Here is a 19,834-nt window from a genome sequence, read left to right as displayed (position 1 = left end):
CTAAATTAGTTGATCCATTACAATTTTTCGAGGATTGTCTATAAAAAGTTCCTGAGCCTTCGCTTCTCCGTATTTTTTGGCAATAAGGCCATAGGCTTCTGCCATATGAGGAGGTCTACCGTCTAGATTGTGCATATCACTTGCAATGACATGAACCAAATCCTGCTCTAAAAAATACTGAGCTCTTTTTTTCATGAATTTATAACGTTCTCCAAAAAGTTTTGGTTTGAGGATGTGTGAACTATTTACTTGCGTGTAACAGCCCGTATCGATCAGTTCTCGAACGCGTTTTTCATTATTTTCAAGAGCATCATAGCGCTCGATGTGGGCAATGACTGGAGTAATTCCCAACATCAAGATCTTGCTCAAGGCGCTATGAATATCGCGATAAGGGGTGTTCATACTAAACTCTATCAAGGCATAACGACTATCATTGAGGGTCGGAATCCGCTTTTTTTCCAGTTTATCCAAAACATCTGGTGTGTAGTAAATTTCCGCCCCATAAGCAATGACCAAGTCACTCGCAACTTCCTTAGCTATTTCCCGAACCTGAAGAAAATTTTCTGCTATCTTCTCTTCTGGAGTTTCAAACATGCCCTTGCGACGATGAGAGGTAGAGACAATGGTTCGCACCCCCTGCCTGTAGGCTTCTGTCAAGAGGGCCTTGCTTTCCTCTCTTGACTTGGGACCATCATCTACATCAAAGACAATGTGCGAATGAATATCAATCATTTCATCTGCCCTCCAACACGTCTTGAATAGCAGCTTTGACAGATGCAAGGCTACTGTCGTCAATTTCCATCATATAGAGGTTACTATCTGGCATCGCATAGGAAGGGAGATCCATCCGTCCTGTACCTTTCAAGTCTTGCGAATTCACTTTGTAAGTTCCACCACTTTCCAACTGAGCATTGACTAAGTTCATCATGGTCTCAAGCGGCATGTTTGTTTGGATAGAATCTTGCAAGCTATCAATAATCGTACTATAATTTTTCAGTGCTTCGGTCGACGTTAATTTTTGAAGGATAGCCACAATCACCTTTTGTTGATTGCGCCCGCGGTCACGATCGCCATCTGCTAGGGAGTAGCGCTCGCGAACAAAACCGAGAGCCTGTTCTGAATCAAGATGAACATTGCCTACAGGGAATTGGAACTTCCCGTGTAGAGCTGTGAATTCCTGATCATTATAAACATCTACCCCACCCAACAAATCAATCAATTTCAAGAAAGAAGTGAAGTTCAATCGCACATAGTAATTGATATCTACTCCATAAAGATTTTCTAAGGTGTGGATGGATGAATCAACTCCATAAATGCCCGCATGGGTTAATTTATCTTTTTGATTATTTCCACCGTCTGCGATTGGTACATAGGCATCACGTGGCGTTGTGGTCAAGAGGATTTTCTTGGTATCTCGATTGACAGTCATCAGGATATTGACGTCTGAACGCGACACTGAACTAATCGGGCCATAGGTATCAATTCCACTCACATAGATATTGAAAGACTGATTCTTAGACGTCTTAGGAGCTTCTACTTTTTTAGTGAATCCCTTAGTATAAATCTTTTTTATCTTCGATGCGTAATCTGGATACTCTGACTCGATGATATTTTCAAAGACACTATTTAGGACAATGGCCTTGGTGTCACCTGCAATCAGACTCTTGTAAGCCGCCAAGTAAGACGAACTCTGGTCGACCGTCAAATCGGTATTCTGACTTGACTTGATATCAGCTAGTAGTTTTTGAATGTTTTCATTATCAGTCCCAGTCGGTGCTGTCACACTCGTCAGTTGCGTAACATTTCCAACCTCACTATCTGCTAAAACAGCAACACTGATAGAATATTCTGAGTAATTAGAAGTCGCATTTAAACGATTGGTCAGTCCAACAAACTGCTGTACTGCAAAGAGCGACACTGAGCTCACAAGGATAGAGAGCACCAACAGAAAAATAGTAAATTTTTCAGCTTTTTTATAGATAATCAAGAGCAGCCCTACTAAGGCAACTAGTAGAACTAGCGCAGTTGCCACTAGATTAAGATATCTAAAAGCAAGGATATGGTATTTAAAAATCAAAAACAATAAAAAGCCAGCCAACAATAGATAAATAGCTAACAAGGCTATGTTAACGCTTCGCTTTACTTTCCCCGAGCGAGATCTCTTTGAACGTTTCGCCATGACACTCCCCTATACTATAATAATTAAAGTAATTATATCACAAAAGTAGGACAAATTCCATTCATTCCCACAATTCTCAGCGTTTTCATTCCTTTTTTCTTAGCTATATTTTGAAGTGACCGTTTTCATTATTTAGGACCTTGAGCAAACAAAAACAAGATCCCTTACAAGAGACCTTATTTAACTTTTTATTTGATATGATTTTCAAATTCTTTTTGACTTTGTTCGATGGCTTTTTTTCGTTCTTCTTCCCACTTAGCCTTGGCTTCATCAAATTGTTTCTTGGTAACAGGGTCTTTTTGCAATCTCATGTACTTATAGTTATTTCCGTCACCCTTGATTCCCACTAGAGAGTAGGCACGTGTAAACGGAGTTACTTTAGTTACAGAGGCTGTACCACCATTTGACATAGCAGACATGACTAGAGAATTGTCGATCATCCAAGCTTGAGCTTCAGCGTATTTTTCATAACGCTTAGCGACATCTTGATTCTCAGCATCTGCTTCTTTTAGAAGTTTTGTATAGCTATCTAATCCTAGACTCTTGATCAGTTCTTGATCTTCCTTAGCATCTAAACCGAAAATCTTGAGATAGAAGCCATCTTCGGCATTGAATGGATCCAGATAAGTTGACGGATCTTGGTAATCACCAACCCAGCCATCAAAGTTCAAATCGTAATCACGAGCTGCTGGGTTTGGTGCTAGGAAAGCGACATTCCCAAAGTCATCCGTTGAAAGTTGTTGAACATCAACGACGATATCGTCAGAACCTAGTACTGTTTCAAGTGTCTGTTTAAGCGAATTCATCCCAGAAACTGCATTTTTATTGGTTTGATCAACTGGGACATCCAAATGGATTGGGAAAGTCACGCCTCGGGCTTCCAATTCCTTTTTAGCTTCCGCAAATTTTGCTTGGGCCTTTTCCTTGTTGAAGTAAGCATCTTGAGCATCTGCCAAATTGATACCCGACCACTCAGTTCCATAGTTTACAAGTTTAGAAGCTGTTACTTCTCCAAAGCTCTTGTCGCCTACCTGCACAAAAGTAGGGGGAACAAGGGTATTTCGAAGGGTCTTACTTGCCGCTTCTTCTCCATTAGATTGGGCAGAGTAGGTCGTACGATCGATAGCAAAGTTAAGCGCCTGACGGAAGTTTTTATTTAAAATCGCTGTTTGCGTTGAGTTCTTTTGTTGATCTGATGTTTTTGCAGTATGGTTATAGGCTTTACGGTTAACGTTAAAGTTGAAGTACCAAGATGTCTTGTCTTGTAAACTATAGACGATATTGTCTTGGTATTTTTCTTTTGTCTTAGCATAGTTCGAACTATTTGGATAGACTCCTGCAATCGAGTAAGCACCACTTTCAAAGTTTCGAATGGTCATCTCCTGATCTGACCCATCAAAGTAAGCTAACTTAACTTTTTCAATGGTTACTTTATCATGGTCATAATAGTGTGGATTCTTCACATATTCGATCGAAGATTTTGATGTGAAATCTTTTAACAGATATGGACCATTATAAAGGATACTGTCTGGTGTCAAGGTACCAAAATCTTTATCCTTTGATTTCAAGAACTCTTCGTTGACTGGGAAAAGGATACTATTGGTTGTCTTTGAATTCCAATACGGTTCTGGTCGAGTCAAAGTGTACTCGACTGTGTAATCATCCAAGGCTTTGACACCGACAGTTGAAAAGTCATTGGTCACACCCGTCACATAGTCATTCAATCCCTTGATTGAATTTTGGATCAGATCCATGGCTTGCCCCTTATTGTCCGCAGCATATTTGATCCCAGTGACAAAATCCTGAGCTTTGACTGAAGCATATTCCTCACCATCAGCTGTATACCACTTGGCATCTTTTCTAAGCTTATAGGTATAGGTCAAACCATCTGATGAAACAGACCAATCCTCCGCAAGAGCAGGTACGAGGTTCCCATAGCTGTCATTTTCTAACAAACCATCTACGAGATTGGTAATAACGGCAGTGTTATCTGCATAATAGTCTAAAAGATAGTTAAATGTCGTTGGGTTTGCGCTAAATGTTGATGAGAAGGTGCTTGTATCTGTATTGGACTGTCCACATGCCGAGAGCAAAATCCCTGTCGCTAAGACAAGACCTGTCCCGATAAGTCTTTTTTTCATTTTGATCATCATCCACTCCTTTATGTCACTTTTTATAACATAGGCATATTTTATCAAATTTATCCTAAATTGTAAAGTTTATGGTTTTCCAGCAAATGATTAACCTACACTAGCATTGACAGCTCTAGAATAAAATTAGCCACTGAGTGTGCAAAAATAAATAGGTAACTAGTTTGGTTTTCGAAATTCTTTCGAACCGATAGAAGATGAAACCCAAGGCATCCATCCGCTTTCCAAACCGTTTCCAAAACCTTTCGAAAGAACGCAGATAAGATTAGCAACGTCTTCGATCGCCTAATTCTAATGTAAAACTATAAAAAGTCACCAAACGCTATTCCTTTGATTTCTGTGACTTTTATAAGTTTAAGAAACAGTTCTTCGTCTCTCTGAATATAAAAACAGAGAGGACAGTCGCTGTCCTCTCCAAATCTTAACTAACATCAATCCACCACAATTAACAAAGAGCTTGATGAAGTTAGAAATTTCTTTTATTTGTAATTATAAGCCCAGTAATAATCTCCATTTCCACTAACTACTGCTGCTACAGCTCCTTCTGTCGCATTTGGATCCAAAAGCAATTCTCTCAAACCACTATTTGCCCATTTCTTGACAACGGCAGCTGCATCTTGGTCACGACGACCAACAAAGCCTGAGCTATCGTATTGGCGAGAGATCTGGTTTGCTTTTGGCAGAGCTTGATTTTGATAAATCTCATCTGACCAAGTCAATTCTTTCAAACCTTGTTCCTTACGAATTTCATTGATTCCAGCGAATGCTTCTTTGGCCTTTTCCATATAGTAATAATTCGTATCATCCGTCGCAGCAACGCGGAAGACAAATTTCACATAACCAAATTCTACATCGCGGTATTTTTCTTCATCCACTCCACTCTTGAGGTTGGCGACTAAAACATAATCTCTAGCCCAAGGATCATTTTTGGTTTTCTCAAAGATATCCTCATCTTCAATTTCCCAAGTGACCTTTGCATCCCAACCCGCGTTATCTAAAAACTTAGGATTTAGTTTTTCGATCACATAGTTTTTGAATTCCTCGACATTTTGGAAAGGAAGTGCTTGTCCTGCTTTGGCAGTTTCGACTAAATTAGTCGAATACAATTTCACGCTAGAGTTTTGATCGCTATAGCTATACTCATCATCTACGGGATTTGAGTGCAAGTTCGGATCCAGCGCTGGGTCAGTTGGATCTGTCATTCCATGTAGCTTCCATACATCTCCCGTCCACTTCCAGTAGGCTGTGTAACCTGTGACTGCATCGTTTGATTCAACATAGTAATAGTGATTGGTACCATCAAAGGCATAGTTTGTATCATTTTCCAGAATCTTGTCACCTGGTTTTCCTGGTGGGATGACTAATTTGGGTTTGCTTCCATTTGGAGCCCATAATAAGTGCTCTAAACCTGGCACTGGTTTTTCAACATACGGAGGAATCTGGTTTTCACTCGGTTCATCTGTTGTTACCAAACCTGGAGTCTCTGGGACAGAGGGATTGATTGAATTATCTGGTTTTGGTTCTTCATTTGGCTGGTCTGGTTTTGGCGCAAAAGGATCCAACTCCCCATCAGCTCCATTGAATAGGGGATTCTCTGGAAGTTCGATTGTCCCCAAGTCAAGAGGAGTATACTCACCGTCCGCACCTCCGTAAGACGGAGTCTCTGGAAATTCAATAGTACCTGATTCAAAAGGATTAAATTCCCCGTCAGCTCCATTGAATGGTGGATTCTCTGGAAGTTCGATTGTTCCCAAGTCAAAAGGAGCATATTCACCGTCTGCACCTCCGTAAGAAGGAACCTCTGGAAACTCAATAGCACCTGATTCAAAAGGATTAAATTCCCCATCAGCTCCATTGAATGGGGGATTTTCTGGGAGTTCCACCCTACCTGGATTTTCTAACTCGTTTTGATTATCCGCAGATTTCTTGACAAACACCCAACGACCGTTTTGGTAGTAGTAATAATCTCCATTTTCTAATACATAGTAATGGTAGCCATTCTCGTAACGATAGTGGCTATCATTTACTAAGTTGTTCGTTGAAGAATTGTTGTCACGATTGTTTGTCAGTGGTTTCCACTCACCATCACGGTAAATATAGTAACTACCATCACTCATACGGTAGTAGTAGCTGCCATTCCAGTAAAAATAGCGACCACTATCTGGCTGTCGGTAGTTGTATCGATTCCAATGATTATAGTCATAACCCCAATCATCAAAATCATAGTCCCAACTATGACGGGAATCCCAACGATAATCTGCATGAACCGTTGGTGTTACAGAAGCTGAAACTGCAACTGCTGTCGCCAGAGCCGCTCCCGCCAAAAGACCATATTTTCTATCCATTTTAAATTAAACCTCCAAAAAAGAATCGCTGGTCATAACGTTCGGAAAACTTTTGTGCACTATTCGTTTTTCGGACTATAAACAAGGAATATATTTTATAAAATATAAATTGGACTTATTGAACACTTTTTTTATATTTATTGCGTTCAATAACAATTATAGCACTTTCATACATTAAAATCAAAAAAATAACATAGTTACTATTATTTTAAAAAAACAGTATTTTTAGTTGTTAAAATAAGCATTTTATAGTTTTAAGCCTAAAACTATAAAATACTAGATACTTACTTAGGAATTATTTTAAATTCATTCATACTGAATAAATATTCTTAAAGTGATTTGCCATATAAATATTAAAGTTCGTTTTTTTGAGGTTTCTACTCGCTCTATTTCACAATACACTAGAATTATCTTCAAAAAGCATCGTTTTAAGTTTTGGCTGCTCCGAAACTAATTAAAAAAGCTTTTACGCCTGAGATTACTTTTCAGTTTTTCACTTCAACTTTAATTGTCATTCAAGAACTGATTTTACGACAACTGCTGTCTCAAAATCAGAAAAAGGAAGCACAAATTTTCTGCAACTTCCTTTTCTTTTATAGGCTATTTGACGTGTTTTTCTAGCTCTTTTTGGTATTTGGCATTTGTTTCAATCTTTTCTTTCTGCCATTTCTTGAGAGCTTCTTCGTATTCTTTTGTAGTCACGACATCCTTTTGCAGCTCCAAACCTTTGAAGACAAATGGATCTCCCTTGATTCCGACTTGAGAGTATGCTTTTGTGAATGGTACAGTACGGCTAACAGTTGGAGAGCCACCCGAAGAGGCAACTGGGATCAAGAGCGAACTATCCGATACCCAAGCTTGAGCTTTAGCGTATTTTTCGTAACGCTTATTGAGGTCGCTGGTTTCAGCTGCAGCATCATCCAAGAGTTTCTTGTATTCGTCTAGACCAACTTGAGCCATCACTTCTGGATCTTTTCCGCGGGTGATCCCCAAGTGTTTAAGGGCTGAGCCCTTCTTAGCATCAAGAATGTTGAGGTAGGTGGCTGGGTCTTGATAGTCTGGTCCCCAACCAGTTCCGTTCAAGTCATAATCTTTTTGGGATGGCACCTTGGCTTGAGACGTAATGCTCATTTTTTCATTATCGGTCATTTGAAGGACATCAACAATGACATTCTCTGTACCAAGTGTTGACTCGATAGACTGCTTGAGTGAGTTAGTCTGTTGAACGGCAATGACATCGGTCTGTTCAACTGGAACATCCAAACGGATTGGGAAGGTCACACCCTTAGCCTGCAATTCTGCCTTAGCCTTTGCAAAGGCTGCCTTGGCTTTTTCAGGACTGTATAGCGTATCCTTGCCATCTGTAAGGGCTACATCTTTCCACTGGTCACCATAAGAAACGAGCTCTGCCTGAGCCAACTCTCCAAAGGTCTTTTCACCTACTTGAACGTAGTCATGAGGTACTAGGCTATTACGGATAATCTTGTCCGCCCCTTCTTCACCATTCAACTGAGCAGTGTAAGAGTGACGGTCAAGGGCAAAGTTCAGTGCCTGACGGAAGTTCTTGTTGAGAAGAGCTTCTTTGGTTGATGTTTTTTGAACTTCGTCTGTTTTGGCTGTTTTATTGTAAGACTGGCGGTTTACGTTAACAGTGAGGTAGTAGCTTGTCGCTTCTTGTGGACTGTAAACAATCTTATCGCCGTACTCTTTCTTAGTTGATTCAAAGTTTGAGCTTGTTGGGAAGAGACGAGCTGTTGTATAGGCACCTTGTGTAAAGCTGCGAATCAAAGATTCTTGGTCTGATCCATCGTAGAAGGTTAGTTTAATATTGTCAATCTTAACATTGTCCTTATCCCAGTAGTTTGGATTCTTTTCATATTCGATGACTGATTTTGAAGTCAATGATTTCAAGAAATAAGGACCGTTATAAAGAATACTTGATGGTGTTGGTGCACCGTAGTCACTCCCTTTAGAATTCAAAAACTCTTCATTTACTGGAAGCATGGTCGCAGTTGTGACCTTAGAGTTCCAGAAACTTTCTGGTTTGTTGAGCGTGTATTCAACTGTGTAATCGTCAACAGCCTTGACTCCTACAGTAGAAAAGTCATTACTTTCACCACTGATGTAGGCAGCCAAGCCTTTGATAGAATCTTGAAGGAGAGAGAGGCCGTCTGATTTACCATCAGCTGCATGTTTCAGACCCGTAACAAAGTCCTGAGCCTTGACTTCAGCATACTCTTCTCCCTCAGAAGTATACCATTTTACACCCTTACGAAGTTTGTAGGTATAGGTCAAGCCATCTTTAGAAACAGACCAATCTTCTGCAAGCGACGGAATCAAGTTCCCGTATTTATCGTTTTCCAAGAGGCCATCGACAACGTTGGCTATAACGTCAGAAGTTGAGCTCTTGCTCGTCACACTGTAGTCCAAAGATGATGGATCTATTGCATAGACATAAGAAAATGTCTTGGGAGCATCGGCTTTCTTTTCGTTTTGCCCACAAGCAGTTAACAGTAGGGCCGCACTCAAGACAGCACCTGCTCCTAAGAGCCACTTTTTCGATTTCATAAGTAATCTCCTTAAAGATAGTGTTTTCACCATTATACCCTATTTTTTCATAAAAGCAAGGACTTTCGACAGATTTTTTAGAAAATTCTAACAAATATTTTTTAAAGATTTCTCTACACAATTTTTAGTAAAAAACCTCAGGCTTCAAAAGCTTGAGGTTCTCTCATTTTAGTCAGTCATTTCCACACAGAAAGCATCCCATGGCTCTAAGGTTTGTTTTTCAACGGCTTCTTGAGCCACAGTGTTTTCAATCAAGACAGATTTGACTTTTCCTTCTACCGAAAAATCTTGTTTTTCATTGGACAAATTAGCCACGACTAGGAAGCGACGGTCTCCATCCTTACGGATATAAGCAAAGACCTTGTCAGCCGTATCAAGTAGTTCAAAGTCAGCTCGAATCAACCAGCTGTTCTCCTTACGGATCTGAACCAACTTCTGATAGGTATAGAAAATAGATTCTGGATTTGCCAGTGCTTCTTGAACGTTGATTTCTTGATAGTTTGGATTAACTGCCAACCAAGGTTGACCTGTTGAAAAACCAGCGTTTTTGCTCTCATCCCATTGCATCGGGGTACGGGCATTATCACGACCGATGACACGGATACTGTCCATAATTTCCTCTAGAAGAACACCTTTTTCAAGAGCTTCACGCGCATAGTTGAGGGATTCAATATCTTCTACTTGATCCAGTGTTTCAAACGGATAGTTTGTCATCCCAATCTCCTCACCTTGGTAAATATAAGGTGTCCCTCTCATGAGATGAAGCAAGATTGCAAAGGTTTTGGCGGATTTTTCACGGTATTCTTGGTCATTTCCCCAGATAGAGACAATACGAGGGAGGTCATGGTTATTCCAGAAGAGGGAATTCCAGCCGTCCTCAACTCCCAACTCTGTCTGCCATTTGTTAAAAATCTCTTTTAACTTCCCTACATTTAACTCTTTTTGGTAGTGCCACTTAGGTTGCCCTTCCTGATACTGAAGACAGATGTGTTCAAACTGGAAGACCATAGACAATTCTTGTCCTTTTGGATCCGAGTAGAGCTTAGCAATCTCTGGCGTTGCTCCCCAGGTCTCTCCTACTGTCAAGAGATCTTTGTCGCCAAAGGTCGCCTGATTCATCTCCTTGAGATAGGGATGGAGCATGGGACCATTATTGACTACCTTCTCGTCAGGAATTTTCCCAATCATGTCAATGACATCCATACGGAAACCGCCAATGCCTTTATCAATCCAGAAGTTCATCATCTCGTAAATTTTCTGGCGCAGTTTTTCATTTTCCCAGTTGAGATCAGGCTGTTTCTTACTGAAAAAGTGGAGATAGTATTGACCCGACTTTTCATCGTATTCCCAAGCAGATCCACTAAAGATAGACTCCAAATCATTGGGCTCATTTCGCCAGATATAGTAGTCTCGCTCAGGGCTGTCGGGATTTTCACAGGCTTCGACAAACCAAGCATGTTCATCTGAGGTATGATTGACCACCAAGTCCATGATAATTCGGATATCACGTTTCTTAGCTTCTGCGATCAGTTCATCCATGTCCTCCATGGTCCCGAAAATAGCTGCAATCGCTTGATAATCAGCAATATCATAGCCGTTATCATCCATAGGACTGTCATAAACGGGAGAAAGCCAAATCGCTGTAACCCCTAGCTTGGCAAGATAGTCCAACTTACTAGTAATTCCTGGCAAATCACCAATTCCATCTCCGTTGCTATCCATAAAACTCTTTGGATAGACTTGGTAAACTACGGCATTGTGCCACCATTTTTCTTGCATCTTCTTACCTCATTATTTTAATAATCTATAGTCTATGATAGCGCTTTTTTAAACTTAGTGCAAGCGTTTGCTCAATCTTTTTGGTTTCTTTTTTACCTTTATAGTTTCCTAACTTCCAATTTTTTACTATAATGGAGGTCAGAGGTAAAAAAAATGAAAAAACAAGCTTTTAGTTCTGAACAATATTTGAATCTGCAACGCGACCACATTTTGGAGCGTATCAACCAATTTGACGGCAAACTCTATCTGGAGTTTGGCGGCAAAATGTTAGAAGATTTCCACGCTGCTCGTGTCCTTCCTGGCTATGAACCTGACAATAAAATCAAGCTCTTGCAAGAATTGAAAGAGCAGGTTGAAGTTGTGATTGCCATTAACGCAAGCAACATCGAGCATTCTAAAGCGCGTGGCGACCTAGGCATTTCTTATGACCAAGAAGTTCTTCGCTTGATTGACAAATTCAACGAATTGGGTATTTTTGTTGGCTCCGTTGTCATCACACAGTACGCTGGACAACCCGCTGCCGATGCCTTCCGCAACCAGTTAGAGAAAAATGGAATTGATTCTTATCTTCATTATCCAATCAAAGGATATCCAACTGATATGGATCACATCATCTCTCCAGAAGGCATGGGGAAAAATGACTACATCAAAACCAGTCGCAAGTTAATCGTCGTAACGGCTCCTGGACCTGGTTCTGGAAAATTGGCAACCTGTGTGTCCAATATGTACCATGACCAAATCAACGGTATCAAGTCTGGCTACGCTAAATTTGAAACCTTCCCAGTTTGGAATCTACCCCTTCATCATCCAGTCAACTTGGCTTATGAGGCTGCCACAGCAGACCTTGACGATGTCAACATGATTGACCCTTTCCATCTCCAAACCTACGGAGAAACCACTGTCAATTACAACCGTGATATTGAAATCTTCCCAGTACTCAAACGTATGTTGGAACGCATTCTCGGTGAATCTCCATACGCTTCACCAACAGACATGGGTGTCAACATGGTTGGCTTCGCTATTACAGATAATGAGGCTGCTATTGAAGCTTCAAAACAAGAAATCATCCGTCGCTACTATCAGACTGTACTTGATTTTAAAGCTGAAAAAGTCGGAGAATCTGCTGTCAAGAAAATTGAACTTCTCATGAACGACCTCGGTATCACACCTGCAGACCGTAAGGTTGCTGTCGCTGCACGCCAAAAAGCAGAAGAAACTGGTGGCCCTGCCCTTGCCCTTGAATTGCCAAATGGGGAAATCGTAACTGGTAAAAACTCTGAACTCTTTGGTCCTACAGCTGCTGCCTTGATCAATGCCATCAAAAAATCAGCTAACATCGCTAAGGAAGTAAAATTAATCGAGCCTGAAGTCGTCAAACCAATTCAAGGTCTTAAAATCAATCATCTAGGTAGCCGCAATCCTCGCCTCCACTCAAATGAAATTTTGATTGCACTTGCAATCACAGCTATGGAAAATCCTGATGCTGCGCGTGCCATGGAAGAACTTGGGAATCTCAAAGGAAGCGAAGCTCATTCAACTATCATCCTGACCGATGAAGACAAGAATGTCCTTCGCAAACTAGGTATCAACGTGACCTTTGACCCTTACTACCAATACGATCGCTTGTATCGCAAATAAATAAACAAGGCTGGACAAAAACTCAATTCGAGATAAAAATCCAGTAAATCTTTACATAATAAAAAAATCAAACGCATAATATCAAGGCTTTTGAACACTTGGTATTATGCGTTTTTATGATTTTTTCATCCTCATTTATTTCAATGAAATTGCCAACTCAACACAGGCTCCTCCTTGGTCTGGATTGAGCAGGGTCAGACGACCACCATGCAAGAGAGCGACCTGCTTAGAAAAGGCTAAGCCGATACCATGATGGGGATTAGCTGAATTGCGGCTTTGGTCACTCTGGTAAAAGAGTTGATCTGCTTCCAGCAGCATCTCCTCCGAAAATGCAGGGCCATTGTTCCAGATAGCAAAAACCAACTGGTCCTGCTGCACTGATACCGTTAGCTTGACTTCTTTTTGGTCTTGGTCTGCATGTTCAAGCGCATTTAGTAAAATATTGAGCAAAGCTCGCTTGAGATAGTCCAAATGAATTGATAAACTCAAGCTAGGATCACAATCTTCTTGGAAGTAGAAACGATAGCTTTCCTGTTTGCTGAACAGCGCCCAGTCGTCCTGTAGATCAGCCAAAAAGTCCCCTAAGGAAAGATGACTGAACTGATTAGCATCAATCTGAAAAGTCTTAGCATAATCAATCAAAGAGCCACAATACTCTTCCATCTTGTGACTGGCCTGCAAAATCTCAGCAGCATAGTCTGCCTGAGGCTGGCTCAACTGCGCCAATGCCAAGAGCTCAGCATTCCCCTTAATCACAGTTAAGGGCGTTTTCAAATCGTGCGATGTCGCTGATAGCTGTAGAATCAATTCCTGATTATGCTGCTGCTCTTTTTCTAGAAGACGAGCATTTTCTTGATGGCTGCTTCGTAAATCGCTATAAACTTCTAGCATTTCCTCGATCCGAAAAAGCTGGCTTTGATTTTCTTCTAAAAGCTTCTCGCTCCTTAGCATTTTTATTTCCCTGTCGATTTTTCGGAGCAATTTCAAAATATGATAAAAAGTAATCAGCAGCAAGCTCCCTGCCCAAAAGAACAAGGTAAAAAGGGCATAATCACTGCCTTGTGTAAATTCATAACCTATAAGCACAAAAATCAAAACATGAAAAAATACGATTTTCAAGCTGGTTGTCCAGACTAAGCTTTTGAAATTTCGGGTTCTAATTGCCATCTATAGCCTACTCCTCTCACTGTTGCGATTGCTTGCAGACCTTCTTGTTTGCATTTTTGGCGAATCTGATATACGTATTCTGAGATGGAGCGAAGCAGTGTTTCTGAACTTTCTGGGTAAAGCAAGGTATGCAGGCGTTCAGCTGAAAAGGTCTGCTTGGGATTACTAGCTAGTAAATGCAGCAGCTTAAACTCTCGCTCTGAGAATTTCAAGACTTTACCAAAACAGGCAACTTCATAGCGCTCTGGATAAAATTGACAAGAAGCAATTTCAGAATAGCGCTCCTTCCGTCTTTCCTCCCGCCGAAGATGCGCTCTGACACGCGCCAGCAATTCGTTGGTCCCAAAAGGCTTGACAATATAGTCATCTGCTCCGCGAAAGAGCCCTTCCACTTTGTCCGCCTCCAATTCCTTAGCCGTTAAAAAAATGATTGGACACGAAAGATGAGGACGAATGTAGGAACACAGCTCAAAACCATTAACAGGCTCCATCATCACATCCAGCAGAATCAAGTCATATCCGACAAAATATGTCAGCTCTAGCTCTTCTATCCAATCAAGCGTCGTCACATCATAAGCATCGAGCTCTAGGACGTTTTTCACCAGCTTCAAAATGCTCCGGTCGTCATCAACCACCAAAATACGATACTGTCTCATAATTTCCATTATAGCATACCTCTAGCGAACATCTCGTTTCAAGCTTAAGAATATAGCAGAGCCCCAAACCAAAGCTAACCATAACAGCTGTATTCCCAGCCCTGATAGATCTATTGAATGCTGAAGCCCTTCATACTCAAAAAGATTTAGTGTAGCCAGATCGGGCAGGTATTTTGCTTCTTTGATGAAAGTTGCCAATAGACGGCTGAGACCAATCAAAAGAGGAAAGAGCACCGACACCGGCACAACCCAAGATTGAAATAGCAAAGCGAGGCCGGCAGCTAAAAAAGCTAGAAAAAGATTGCTGAGAAGACCAAAAGAGCTGTAATAGAGGAATTTCCCCAGTAAGGACCAGCTGAAGGCTAGGTCAAAACGAGCCAGCATAACAAGGAAACAGCTGCCTATCATCACACTGTAGAGAGACAAGAGCAGCAAGGCCAGAAAAAGGCTTTTCCCAGCCAACCAAGCCCTTCTATTTGATACGGTTAGAAAATTCGTTCGCATCCCAGACTTGACAAACTCCTGGGCAAAATAGAGGGAAGTAAAGATGACGATGACAGGCTGCGCCAGATAGAGGGCATGCAAAGCCTCACTCAGAGCCTTCGTCTGACCAACTGCTGTCTGACTATAGTCAAGATTCATCAGAAAAAATGGAACGACTACCAGAGCCGCCAAGGCGGCACCAAGAGCGAGATAGTAAGAACGGAACTTAATCCATTCACTTTTAAGCAGAGCTTTGATCATCAGTAGCGCCCTCCTAAATCCGTCTTCAAAAAGCGCAGAGAGGCCATGCCGCCGATGATTAGCAACCATGCAACTAGTATCAACAGCCCTTGCAAGGGATTGTTAGCATATTGGGAAGTTGGCGTTGCAGCAAACAACTCTCCTGATGGCTGTGGCAAATAAGTCCCCCAACTCGTATGAGCTGCCAGGTAGTTTCCCAGATTATAGATCTGGGGTATGAGAAAAAGCAGAGGAACTAGCATGGTCCGAGCCAATAAACCTAACAAAAATGAAAGGATTCCTAATAAGGTTAGAGATAAGGTTTTCCACAAAATCAAACTCCAAGCTGCCGGATTGAGCAGAATCGGATCAAGCCCTTCCTTTCCTAAAGCCAGATGCATGACCATATAACTAAAGTAGATTGATAAAAAGCTAGTGGCAAGAGAAAAGCAAGCAAAGGTCATGAGTTTCCCCACAAGCAACTTCAGGCGGTTATTACAGGCCAAGAGACTGGTTCTCAAGCTATGAGACTGAAATTCCATAGCTCCCAAAATTCCAGCTAAGATGACCAAAACCATGACTGCCATAGAGGCCCCGTTGAGACCTAGATATTCCAGCGGATCAATGGCGTTTATCAGATTAGGAACCGTCTCAGGTGTAGCATCCAAGCCGATAGACAGATACTGTCGGCCCTCCAACCAGGATACGACAGGCACCAATAGTAACATGAAGGCCACACTCACTTTGAAAGCCTTGGTTGAGCGAATTTTCAACCATTCTGAATGCAATAAAGACATCGTTTCTTTCATCTTAAACCTCCTCTGTCAAATCAAAGAAGAGATCTTCTAGACTGTCTGAATCTTGCAGCACCTCTTCCAATCGTCCCTGCTCAATAATTCGCCCATGATGAATCAAGACTACATCATCTGTCACCATTTGCACCTCTGATAGGATATGAGAAGATAGAAGTACCGTTTTCCCTAAATCAGCCTGCTGACGGATGAACTTTCTAAACCACTTAATCCCACTTGGATCCAGTCCATTGGTCGGCTCATCTAATATAAGAAACTGAGGATCTCCCAGCAAAGCTGCTGCCAAACCCAACCGCTGACCTTCCCCCAGAGACAGGCTTGACAAGAGGTCCTTCCTCTTATGAGCAATCCCAGTCATCTCCAAAACCTCATCAATCCGAAACTTGGGAATAGCATTACTCGCCGCAATAATTCTCAAGTGGTCATAGACCTTTCGATTTGGCAGACCGCCAATGCCGTCAAAGGCTGCACCTACCGTTCTGAGCGGATAAGTCATTGACTGATAAGTTCGCCCATCAAAAGTCGCAGTTCCAGACGTCGCCCGATCTAACCCCAAGAGAATCCTCAAGGTCGAGCTTTTACCAGCACCATTCGGCCCCAGAAAAGCTGTAATCCGCCCGCTTCTAGCTGTAAAAGAAATATCTTTTAAAATCTGCTTACTGCCATGTTTTTTGCAGACTCCTTCTATTTTCACTACATGTTCCATACTGAACTCCTTTATCTTTATTTTCTCCAGTATATCCAGTCTAGTTCAGAATTAGTTCAGAAATCGAGCAAAAATTCTAAAAGTTGATCTCGCCTTTCAAAAATCGCTCTAGCTTCATTAGAAAGAACTCAGTTTTTCTTTTCCTTTACTCCATTCTTTCTTTATAATTCTGAGGTTTATGTATGGAGACTTTATTATCATTCTAGTACCAAAAAGTCATTTATCAAACTCCATCAAGAGCAGGCTTTATGATATAATGAAAGAAGAAAACTGAAAGGATTTACCATGTCAAAAGAAGTTATTGTTGAAAGTTTTGAACTTAACCACACCATTGTTAAAGCACCATATGTTCGCTTGATTGGAGAAGAAACAGGACCAAAGGGAGACGTCATCTCCAACTATGATATTCGCTTGGTACAACCAAATGAAGATTCTATCCCTACTGCTGGCCTTCATACTATCGAACACCTCTTGGCCAAACTCATCCGCACCCGCATTGACGGCATGATTGACTGTTCGCCATTTGGTTGCCGCACAGGCTTCCACATGATTATGTGGGGACGTCACACCAGCGCTGAGATTGCAGCTGTTATCAAGGATTCGCTCAAGGAAATCGCTGAGACTACTACTTGGGAAGATGTCCCTGGAACAACCATTGAATCTTGCGGAAACTACAAGGACCACAGCCTCTTTTCTGCTAAAGAATGGGCGAAACTCATCTTGGAACAAGGAATTTCAGATGATGCCTTTGAACGCCATGTCATCTAAACACAAAAAGGAACCAGCTTTTTAGCTAGTTCCTTCTTTTTTTATTCTCAAAATCTCGACTTAGGCTTTTTCACGAATGACCAAAACGCCATCTTCCATATCTGCTTCCAGATGTTTGGCATCTAGATGATCCAAGTGGAAGTCTGTCACCTTATCACGAATTTGTTGTTCAACCACGCGACGGAGTGGACGAACACCCATAACTTCGTCATAGCCTTCTTCTGTGATAAAGTCCTTAGCTGCTTGGCTGACTTCCAAATCAATGTCTTTCTTAGCCAAGGTTTGGTTGACTTCCGCCAACATCAAGTCCACAATCTTAGAAAGGTCTTCCTTGTTCAAGTGTGAGAATTCGATAACTGCGTTAAAGCGGTTGAGGAATTCTGGACGGAAGTATGGTTTCAAACGATCCATCAATTCTGGTTTGTCCGCATCTTCGGTCAAGTTGGCTTCATAGCCAAATCCAGCATTTGATGTTGCGATAATGACAGTGTTCTTGAAGTTCACTGTATTGCCTTGACCATCAGTCAAACGACCATCATCCAAGACTTGTAGGAGAAGAGTAATCACTTGAGGATCAGCCTTTTCAATTTCGTCCAAGAGAATGATAGAGTATGGATTGCGACGAACACGTTCTGTCAAGGTATTGCTATTGTCATCATATCCCACATAACCAGCTGTTGTACCGATCAATTTAGATACGGCTGTGCGGTCACTGTATTCAGACATATCCAAGCGGATGATCGCATCCTTGGTTCCAAACATATCGAGTGCCAATTGCTTAGCAAGTTCCGTCTTACCAACCCCAGTAGGCCCTACAAAGAGGAAGCTACCGATTGGGCGATTGCCCTCATCAAATCCTGCACGGTTACGACGGATAGCACGAGCTACTGCTTCTACTGCCTTATCTTGGCCAATCACCTTGTGTTCCAAGCGATGAGCCATATCTTTCAAACGTTCGATGTCTGAAGCCCCCATTTGTGACACTGGAATACCTGTCATTCGTTCCACAGATTCAGCCACATCGTTGATGCTTGCAGTCACTTTCATGTCTTCTGTGTGGTTTGCGACTTTTTTCTCTAATTCTGCAATACGTGTTTTGGCATTGAGAGCTGCTTCAAAATCTTCTGCCTCAACTGCTTTTTCTTGCTTGTCTTTTTCTGCCTCAATTTCCCGTTCAACAGCATGCACATCTGTTACAGGATGTTGAGCTGCCAAGTGAGCAGCCGTTACGTCCACAAGGTCAATAGCCTTATCTGGCAAGCTGCGTTGAGGAATGTATTGGATAGAATAATCCACTGCCGCTTTCAAGACTTCGTCTGGCAAGATAACATTGTGGTGTTGTTGATAGAGATCACGAATTCCTTGAAGGATTTTAAAGGTATCCTCTGCTGAAGGAGCATTGACCTTCACTTCGTTGAAACGACGAGCAAGAGCTGCATTTTTCAAGATGGTGTTACGGTATTCATCTTGAGTTGTCGCTCCAATAACAGTCAACTCACCACGAGAGAGAGCTGGCTTGAGAATGTCCGCAAGCCCCTTGGAGCCACTGTCTCCACCAGTGCTACCAGCACCGAGAATTTGGTGAATTTCATCAAAGAAGAGGATAATATTTCCTGCTTCTTTTACTTCATTGACTAGGTTTTGAACGTTTTCTTCAAAGCTACCACGGTATTGAGTACCAGCCTCAAGACCTGAGATATCAATGGAAATAATTTCCTTGTTCTTGATGGCAGCTGGGACATCTCCGTTCACAATCGCTTGTGCTAGACCTTCGACAACTGCTGTTTTACCAACACCTGCATCTCCTACAAGTACAGGATTGTTCTTGGTACGACGTGAGAGGATTTCAGATGTTTCTTGAATTTCCTTGTTTCGTCCGATAACAGGATCCAATTTGCCCTCACGAGCTTCCGCTGTCAAGTTACGACCTAGTTTAGCAAGGACACCGTCTTGTTTCATACCTGAAGTGTATTGCTGCATTTGCGCGTCAGATTCTGCATTTCCTGGCAATTGACCAGTTGCACGATAATGAGCAAATTCCTCAGGTGTCACTTCTCGTCCATTAATCAAGTAGCGACGGTTTTCAGAACTGTATCCTCGCATACCACCCATCAATTGGTTAAACAAATCATCCATGTTGTTAAAGTTATTAAAGTTGTTATTCATATTCTTTACCTCGTTTATTGTTAATTATTTGCGATCTCTGATATTGACTATCTTTGACCTTTGTTTTAAAAATTTTAGACTAGCTAACTAGCTACCCTACGTATAATTTCTGGTTTTTCTTTTTTAAATAAGCCTTCTATCATCTTCTTTTCAAAGTCTGTTAGATTTAACATAGGC

Annotated in this window: 14 protein-coding genes; 2 read left to right on the top strand and 12 right to left on the bottom strand. The window is 41.5% G+C overall.

The annotated features are described in order from the left end of the window. The 6 genes from cps4B to HT680_RS00270 all read right to left on the bottom strand — a co-directional run bounded on the left by cps4B (window position 1) and on the right by HT680_RS00270 (window position 11,021). Window positions 1–732 (bottom strand): capsular polysaccharide biosynthesis protein Cps4B, encoded by a 732-nt coding sequence (cps4B, locus tag HT680_RS00295; protein ID WP_173257387.1) that lies wholly within the window; start codon window positions 730–732, stop codon window positions 1–3. A 1-nt stretch (window position 733) separates the two neighbouring features. Continuing rightward, a complete protein-coding gene (locus HT680_RS00290) occupies window positions 734–2,179 on the bottom strand; it encodes an LCP family protein (RefSeq protein WP_173257385.1) in 1,446 nt (481 codons plus the stop codon). Between the two features lie 188 nt (window positions 2,180–2,367). Continuing rightward, window positions 2,368–4,329 (bottom strand): peptide ABC transporter substrate-binding protein, encoded by a 1,962-nt coding sequence (locus HT680_RS00285; protein WP_173257383.1) that lies wholly within the window; start codon window positions 4,327–4,329, stop codon window positions 2,368–2,370. A gap of 479 nt (window positions 4,330–4,808) precedes the next feature. After that, window positions 4,809–6,674: a CAP domain-containing protein gene (locus tag HT680_RS00280; RefSeq protein WP_173257381.1), complete on the bottom strand. Its 1,866-nt coding sequence runs from the start codon at window positions 6,672–6,674 to the stop codon at window positions 4,809–4,811. A gap of 600 nt (window positions 6,675–7,274) precedes the next feature. After that, on the bottom strand, window positions 7,275–9,242 hold the full coding sequence (locus HT680_RS00275; RefSeq protein WP_173257379.1) for a peptide ABC transporter substrate-binding protein: 1,968 nt from the start codon (window positions 9,240–9,242) through the stop codon (window positions 7,275–7,277). A 168-nt stretch (window positions 9,243–9,410) separates the two neighbouring features. After that, complete coding sequence (locus HT680_RS00270) at window positions 9,411–11,021, bottom strand: alpha-glucosidase (protein WP_173257377.1); 1,611 nt, start codon at window positions 11,019–11,021, stop codon at window positions 9,411–9,413. Between the two features lie 153 nt (window positions 11,022–11,174). Here HT680_RS00270 and HT680_RS00265 point away from each other — a divergent pair, with 153 nt between their 5' ends. Beyond that, a complete protein-coding gene (locus tag HT680_RS00265) occupies window positions 11,175–12,659 on the top strand; it encodes a DUF1846 domain-containing protein (protein WP_173257375.1) in 1,485 nt (494 codons plus the stop codon). Between the two features lie 135 nt (window positions 12,660–12,794). Here the strand turns inward: HT680_RS00265 and HT680_RS00260 are convergent, their stop codons facing one another. Genes HT680_RS00260 through HT680_RS00240 form a run of 5 tightly spaced genes read right to left on the bottom strand, consistent with a single transcriptional unit; the run spans window position 12,795 to window position 16,723 of the window. Continuing rightward, the gene (locus tag HT680_RS00260; RefSeq protein WP_173257373.1) at window positions 12,795–13,826 is read right to left on the bottom strand and encodes a HAMP domain-containing sensor histidine kinase; all 1,032 of its coding nucleotides are present in this window, start codon (window positions 13,824–13,826) and stop codon (window positions 12,795–12,797) included. Continuing rightward, window positions 13,793–14,491: a response regulator transcription factor gene (locus tag HT680_RS00255; protein ID WP_173257371.1), complete on the bottom strand. Its 699-nt coding sequence runs from the start codon at window positions 14,489–14,491 to the stop codon at window positions 13,793–13,795. The genes HT680_RS00260 and HT680_RS00255 overlap by 34 nt, the downstream gene beginning before the upstream one ends. 12 nt (window positions 14,492–14,503) lie before the next feature. After that, on the bottom strand, window positions 14,504–15,226 hold the full coding sequence (locus tag HT680_RS00250) for a lantibiotic ABC transporter permease (RefSeq protein ID WP_173257369.1): 723 nt from the start codon (window positions 15,224–15,226) through the stop codon (window positions 14,504–14,506). Continuing rightward, a complete protein-coding gene (locus HT680_RS00245; protein WP_173257366.1) occupies window positions 15,226–16,014 on the bottom strand; it encodes an ABC transporter permease in 789 nt (262 codons plus the stop codon). Before HT680_RS00245 ends, HT680_RS00250 begins: the two co-directional genes overlap by 1 nt. A 1-nt stretch (window position 16,015) precedes the next feature. Continuing rightward, entirely contained in the window at window positions 16,016–16,723 is a 708-nt protein-coding gene (locus tag HT680_RS00240; protein WP_173257364.1) for an ATP-binding cassette domain-containing protein, read from the bottom strand. Window positions 16,724–17,008: 285 nt separating this feature from the next. Between HT680_RS00240 and HT680_RS00235 the strand changes: the two genes are divergently transcribed. Then, a complete protein-coding gene (locus HT680_RS00235; protein ID WP_173257362.1) occupies window positions 17,009–17,491 on the top strand; it encodes an S-ribosylhomocysteine lyase in 483 nt (160 codons plus the stop codon). Between the two features lie 60 nt (window positions 17,492–17,551). Here the strand turns inward: HT680_RS00235 and HT680_RS00230 are convergent, their stop codons facing one another. Further along, window positions 17,552–19,657: an ATP-dependent Clp protease ATP-binding subunit gene (locus HT680_RS00230; RefSeq protein WP_173257360.1), complete on the bottom strand. Its 2,106-nt coding sequence runs from the start codon at window positions 19,655–19,657 to the stop codon at window positions 17,552–17,554. Between the last annotated feature and the right edge of the window lie 177 nt (window positions 19,658–19,834).

It is taken from the genome of Streptococcus sp. 5905 (assembly GCF_013276505.1).
GTDB lineage: Bacteria > Bacillota > Bacilli > Lactobacillales > Streptococcaceae > Streptococcus.
Note: the sequence above shows the minus strand (reverse complement) of the source record. Positions and strands in the feature narration are given on the sequence as shown.

Bases quoted from the DNA above. Each gene is read 5' to 3' on its own strand.
- cps4B (WP_173257387.1), bottom strand. From the start codon at position 732: ATGATTGATATTCATTCGCACATTGTCTTTGATGTAGATGATGGTCCC.
- HT680_RS00290 (WP_173257385.1), bottom strand. From the start codon at position 2,179: ATGGCGAAACGTTCAAAGAGATCTCGCTCGGGGAAAGTAAAGCGAAGC.
- HT680_RS00285 (WP_173257383.1), bottom strand. From the start codon at position 4,329: ATGATCAAAATGAAAAAAAGACTTATCGGGACAGGTCTTGTCTTAGCG.
- HT680_RS00280 (WP_173257381.1), bottom strand. From the start codon at position 6,674: ATGGATAGAAAATATGGTCTTTTGGCGGGAGCGGCTCTGGCGACAGCA.
- HT680_RS00275 (WP_173257379.1), bottom strand. From the start codon at position 9,242: ATGAAATCGAAAAAGTGGCTCTTAGGAGCAGGTGCTGTCTTGAGTGCG.
- HT680_RS00270 (WP_173257377.1), bottom strand. From the start codon at position 11,021: ATGCAAGAAAAATGGTGGCACAATGCCGTAGTTTACCAAGTCTATCCA.
- HT680_RS00265 (WP_173257375.1), top strand. From the start codon at position 11,175: ATGAAAAAACAAGCTTTTAGTTCTGAACAATATTTGAATCTGCAACGC.
- HT680_RS00260 (WP_173257373.1), bottom strand. From the start codon at position 13,826: ATGGCAATTAGAACCCGAAATTTCAAAAGCTTAGTCTGGACAACCAGC.
- HT680_RS00255 (WP_173257371.1), bottom strand. From the start codon at position 14,491: ATGGAAATTATGAGACAGTATCGTATTTTGGTGGTTGATGACGACCGG.
- HT680_RS00250 (WP_173257369.1), bottom strand. From the start codon at position 15,226: ATGATCAAAGCTCTGCTTAAAAGTGAATGGATTAAGTTCCGTTCTTAC.
- HT680_RS00245 (WP_173257366.1), bottom strand. From the start codon at position 16,014: ATGAAAGAAACGATGTCTTTATTGCATTCAGAATGGTTGAAAATTCGC.
- HT680_RS00240 (WP_173257364.1), bottom strand. From the start codon at position 16,723: ATGGAACATGTAGTGAAAATAGAAGGAGTCTGCAAAAAACATGGCAGT.
- HT680_RS00235 (WP_173257362.1), top strand. From the start codon at position 17,009: ATGTCAAAAGAAGTTATTGTTGAAAGTTTTGAACTTAACCACACCATT.
- HT680_RS00230 (WP_173257360.1), bottom strand. From the start codon at position 19,657: ATGAATAACAACTTTAATAACTTTAACAACATGGATGATTTGTTTAAC.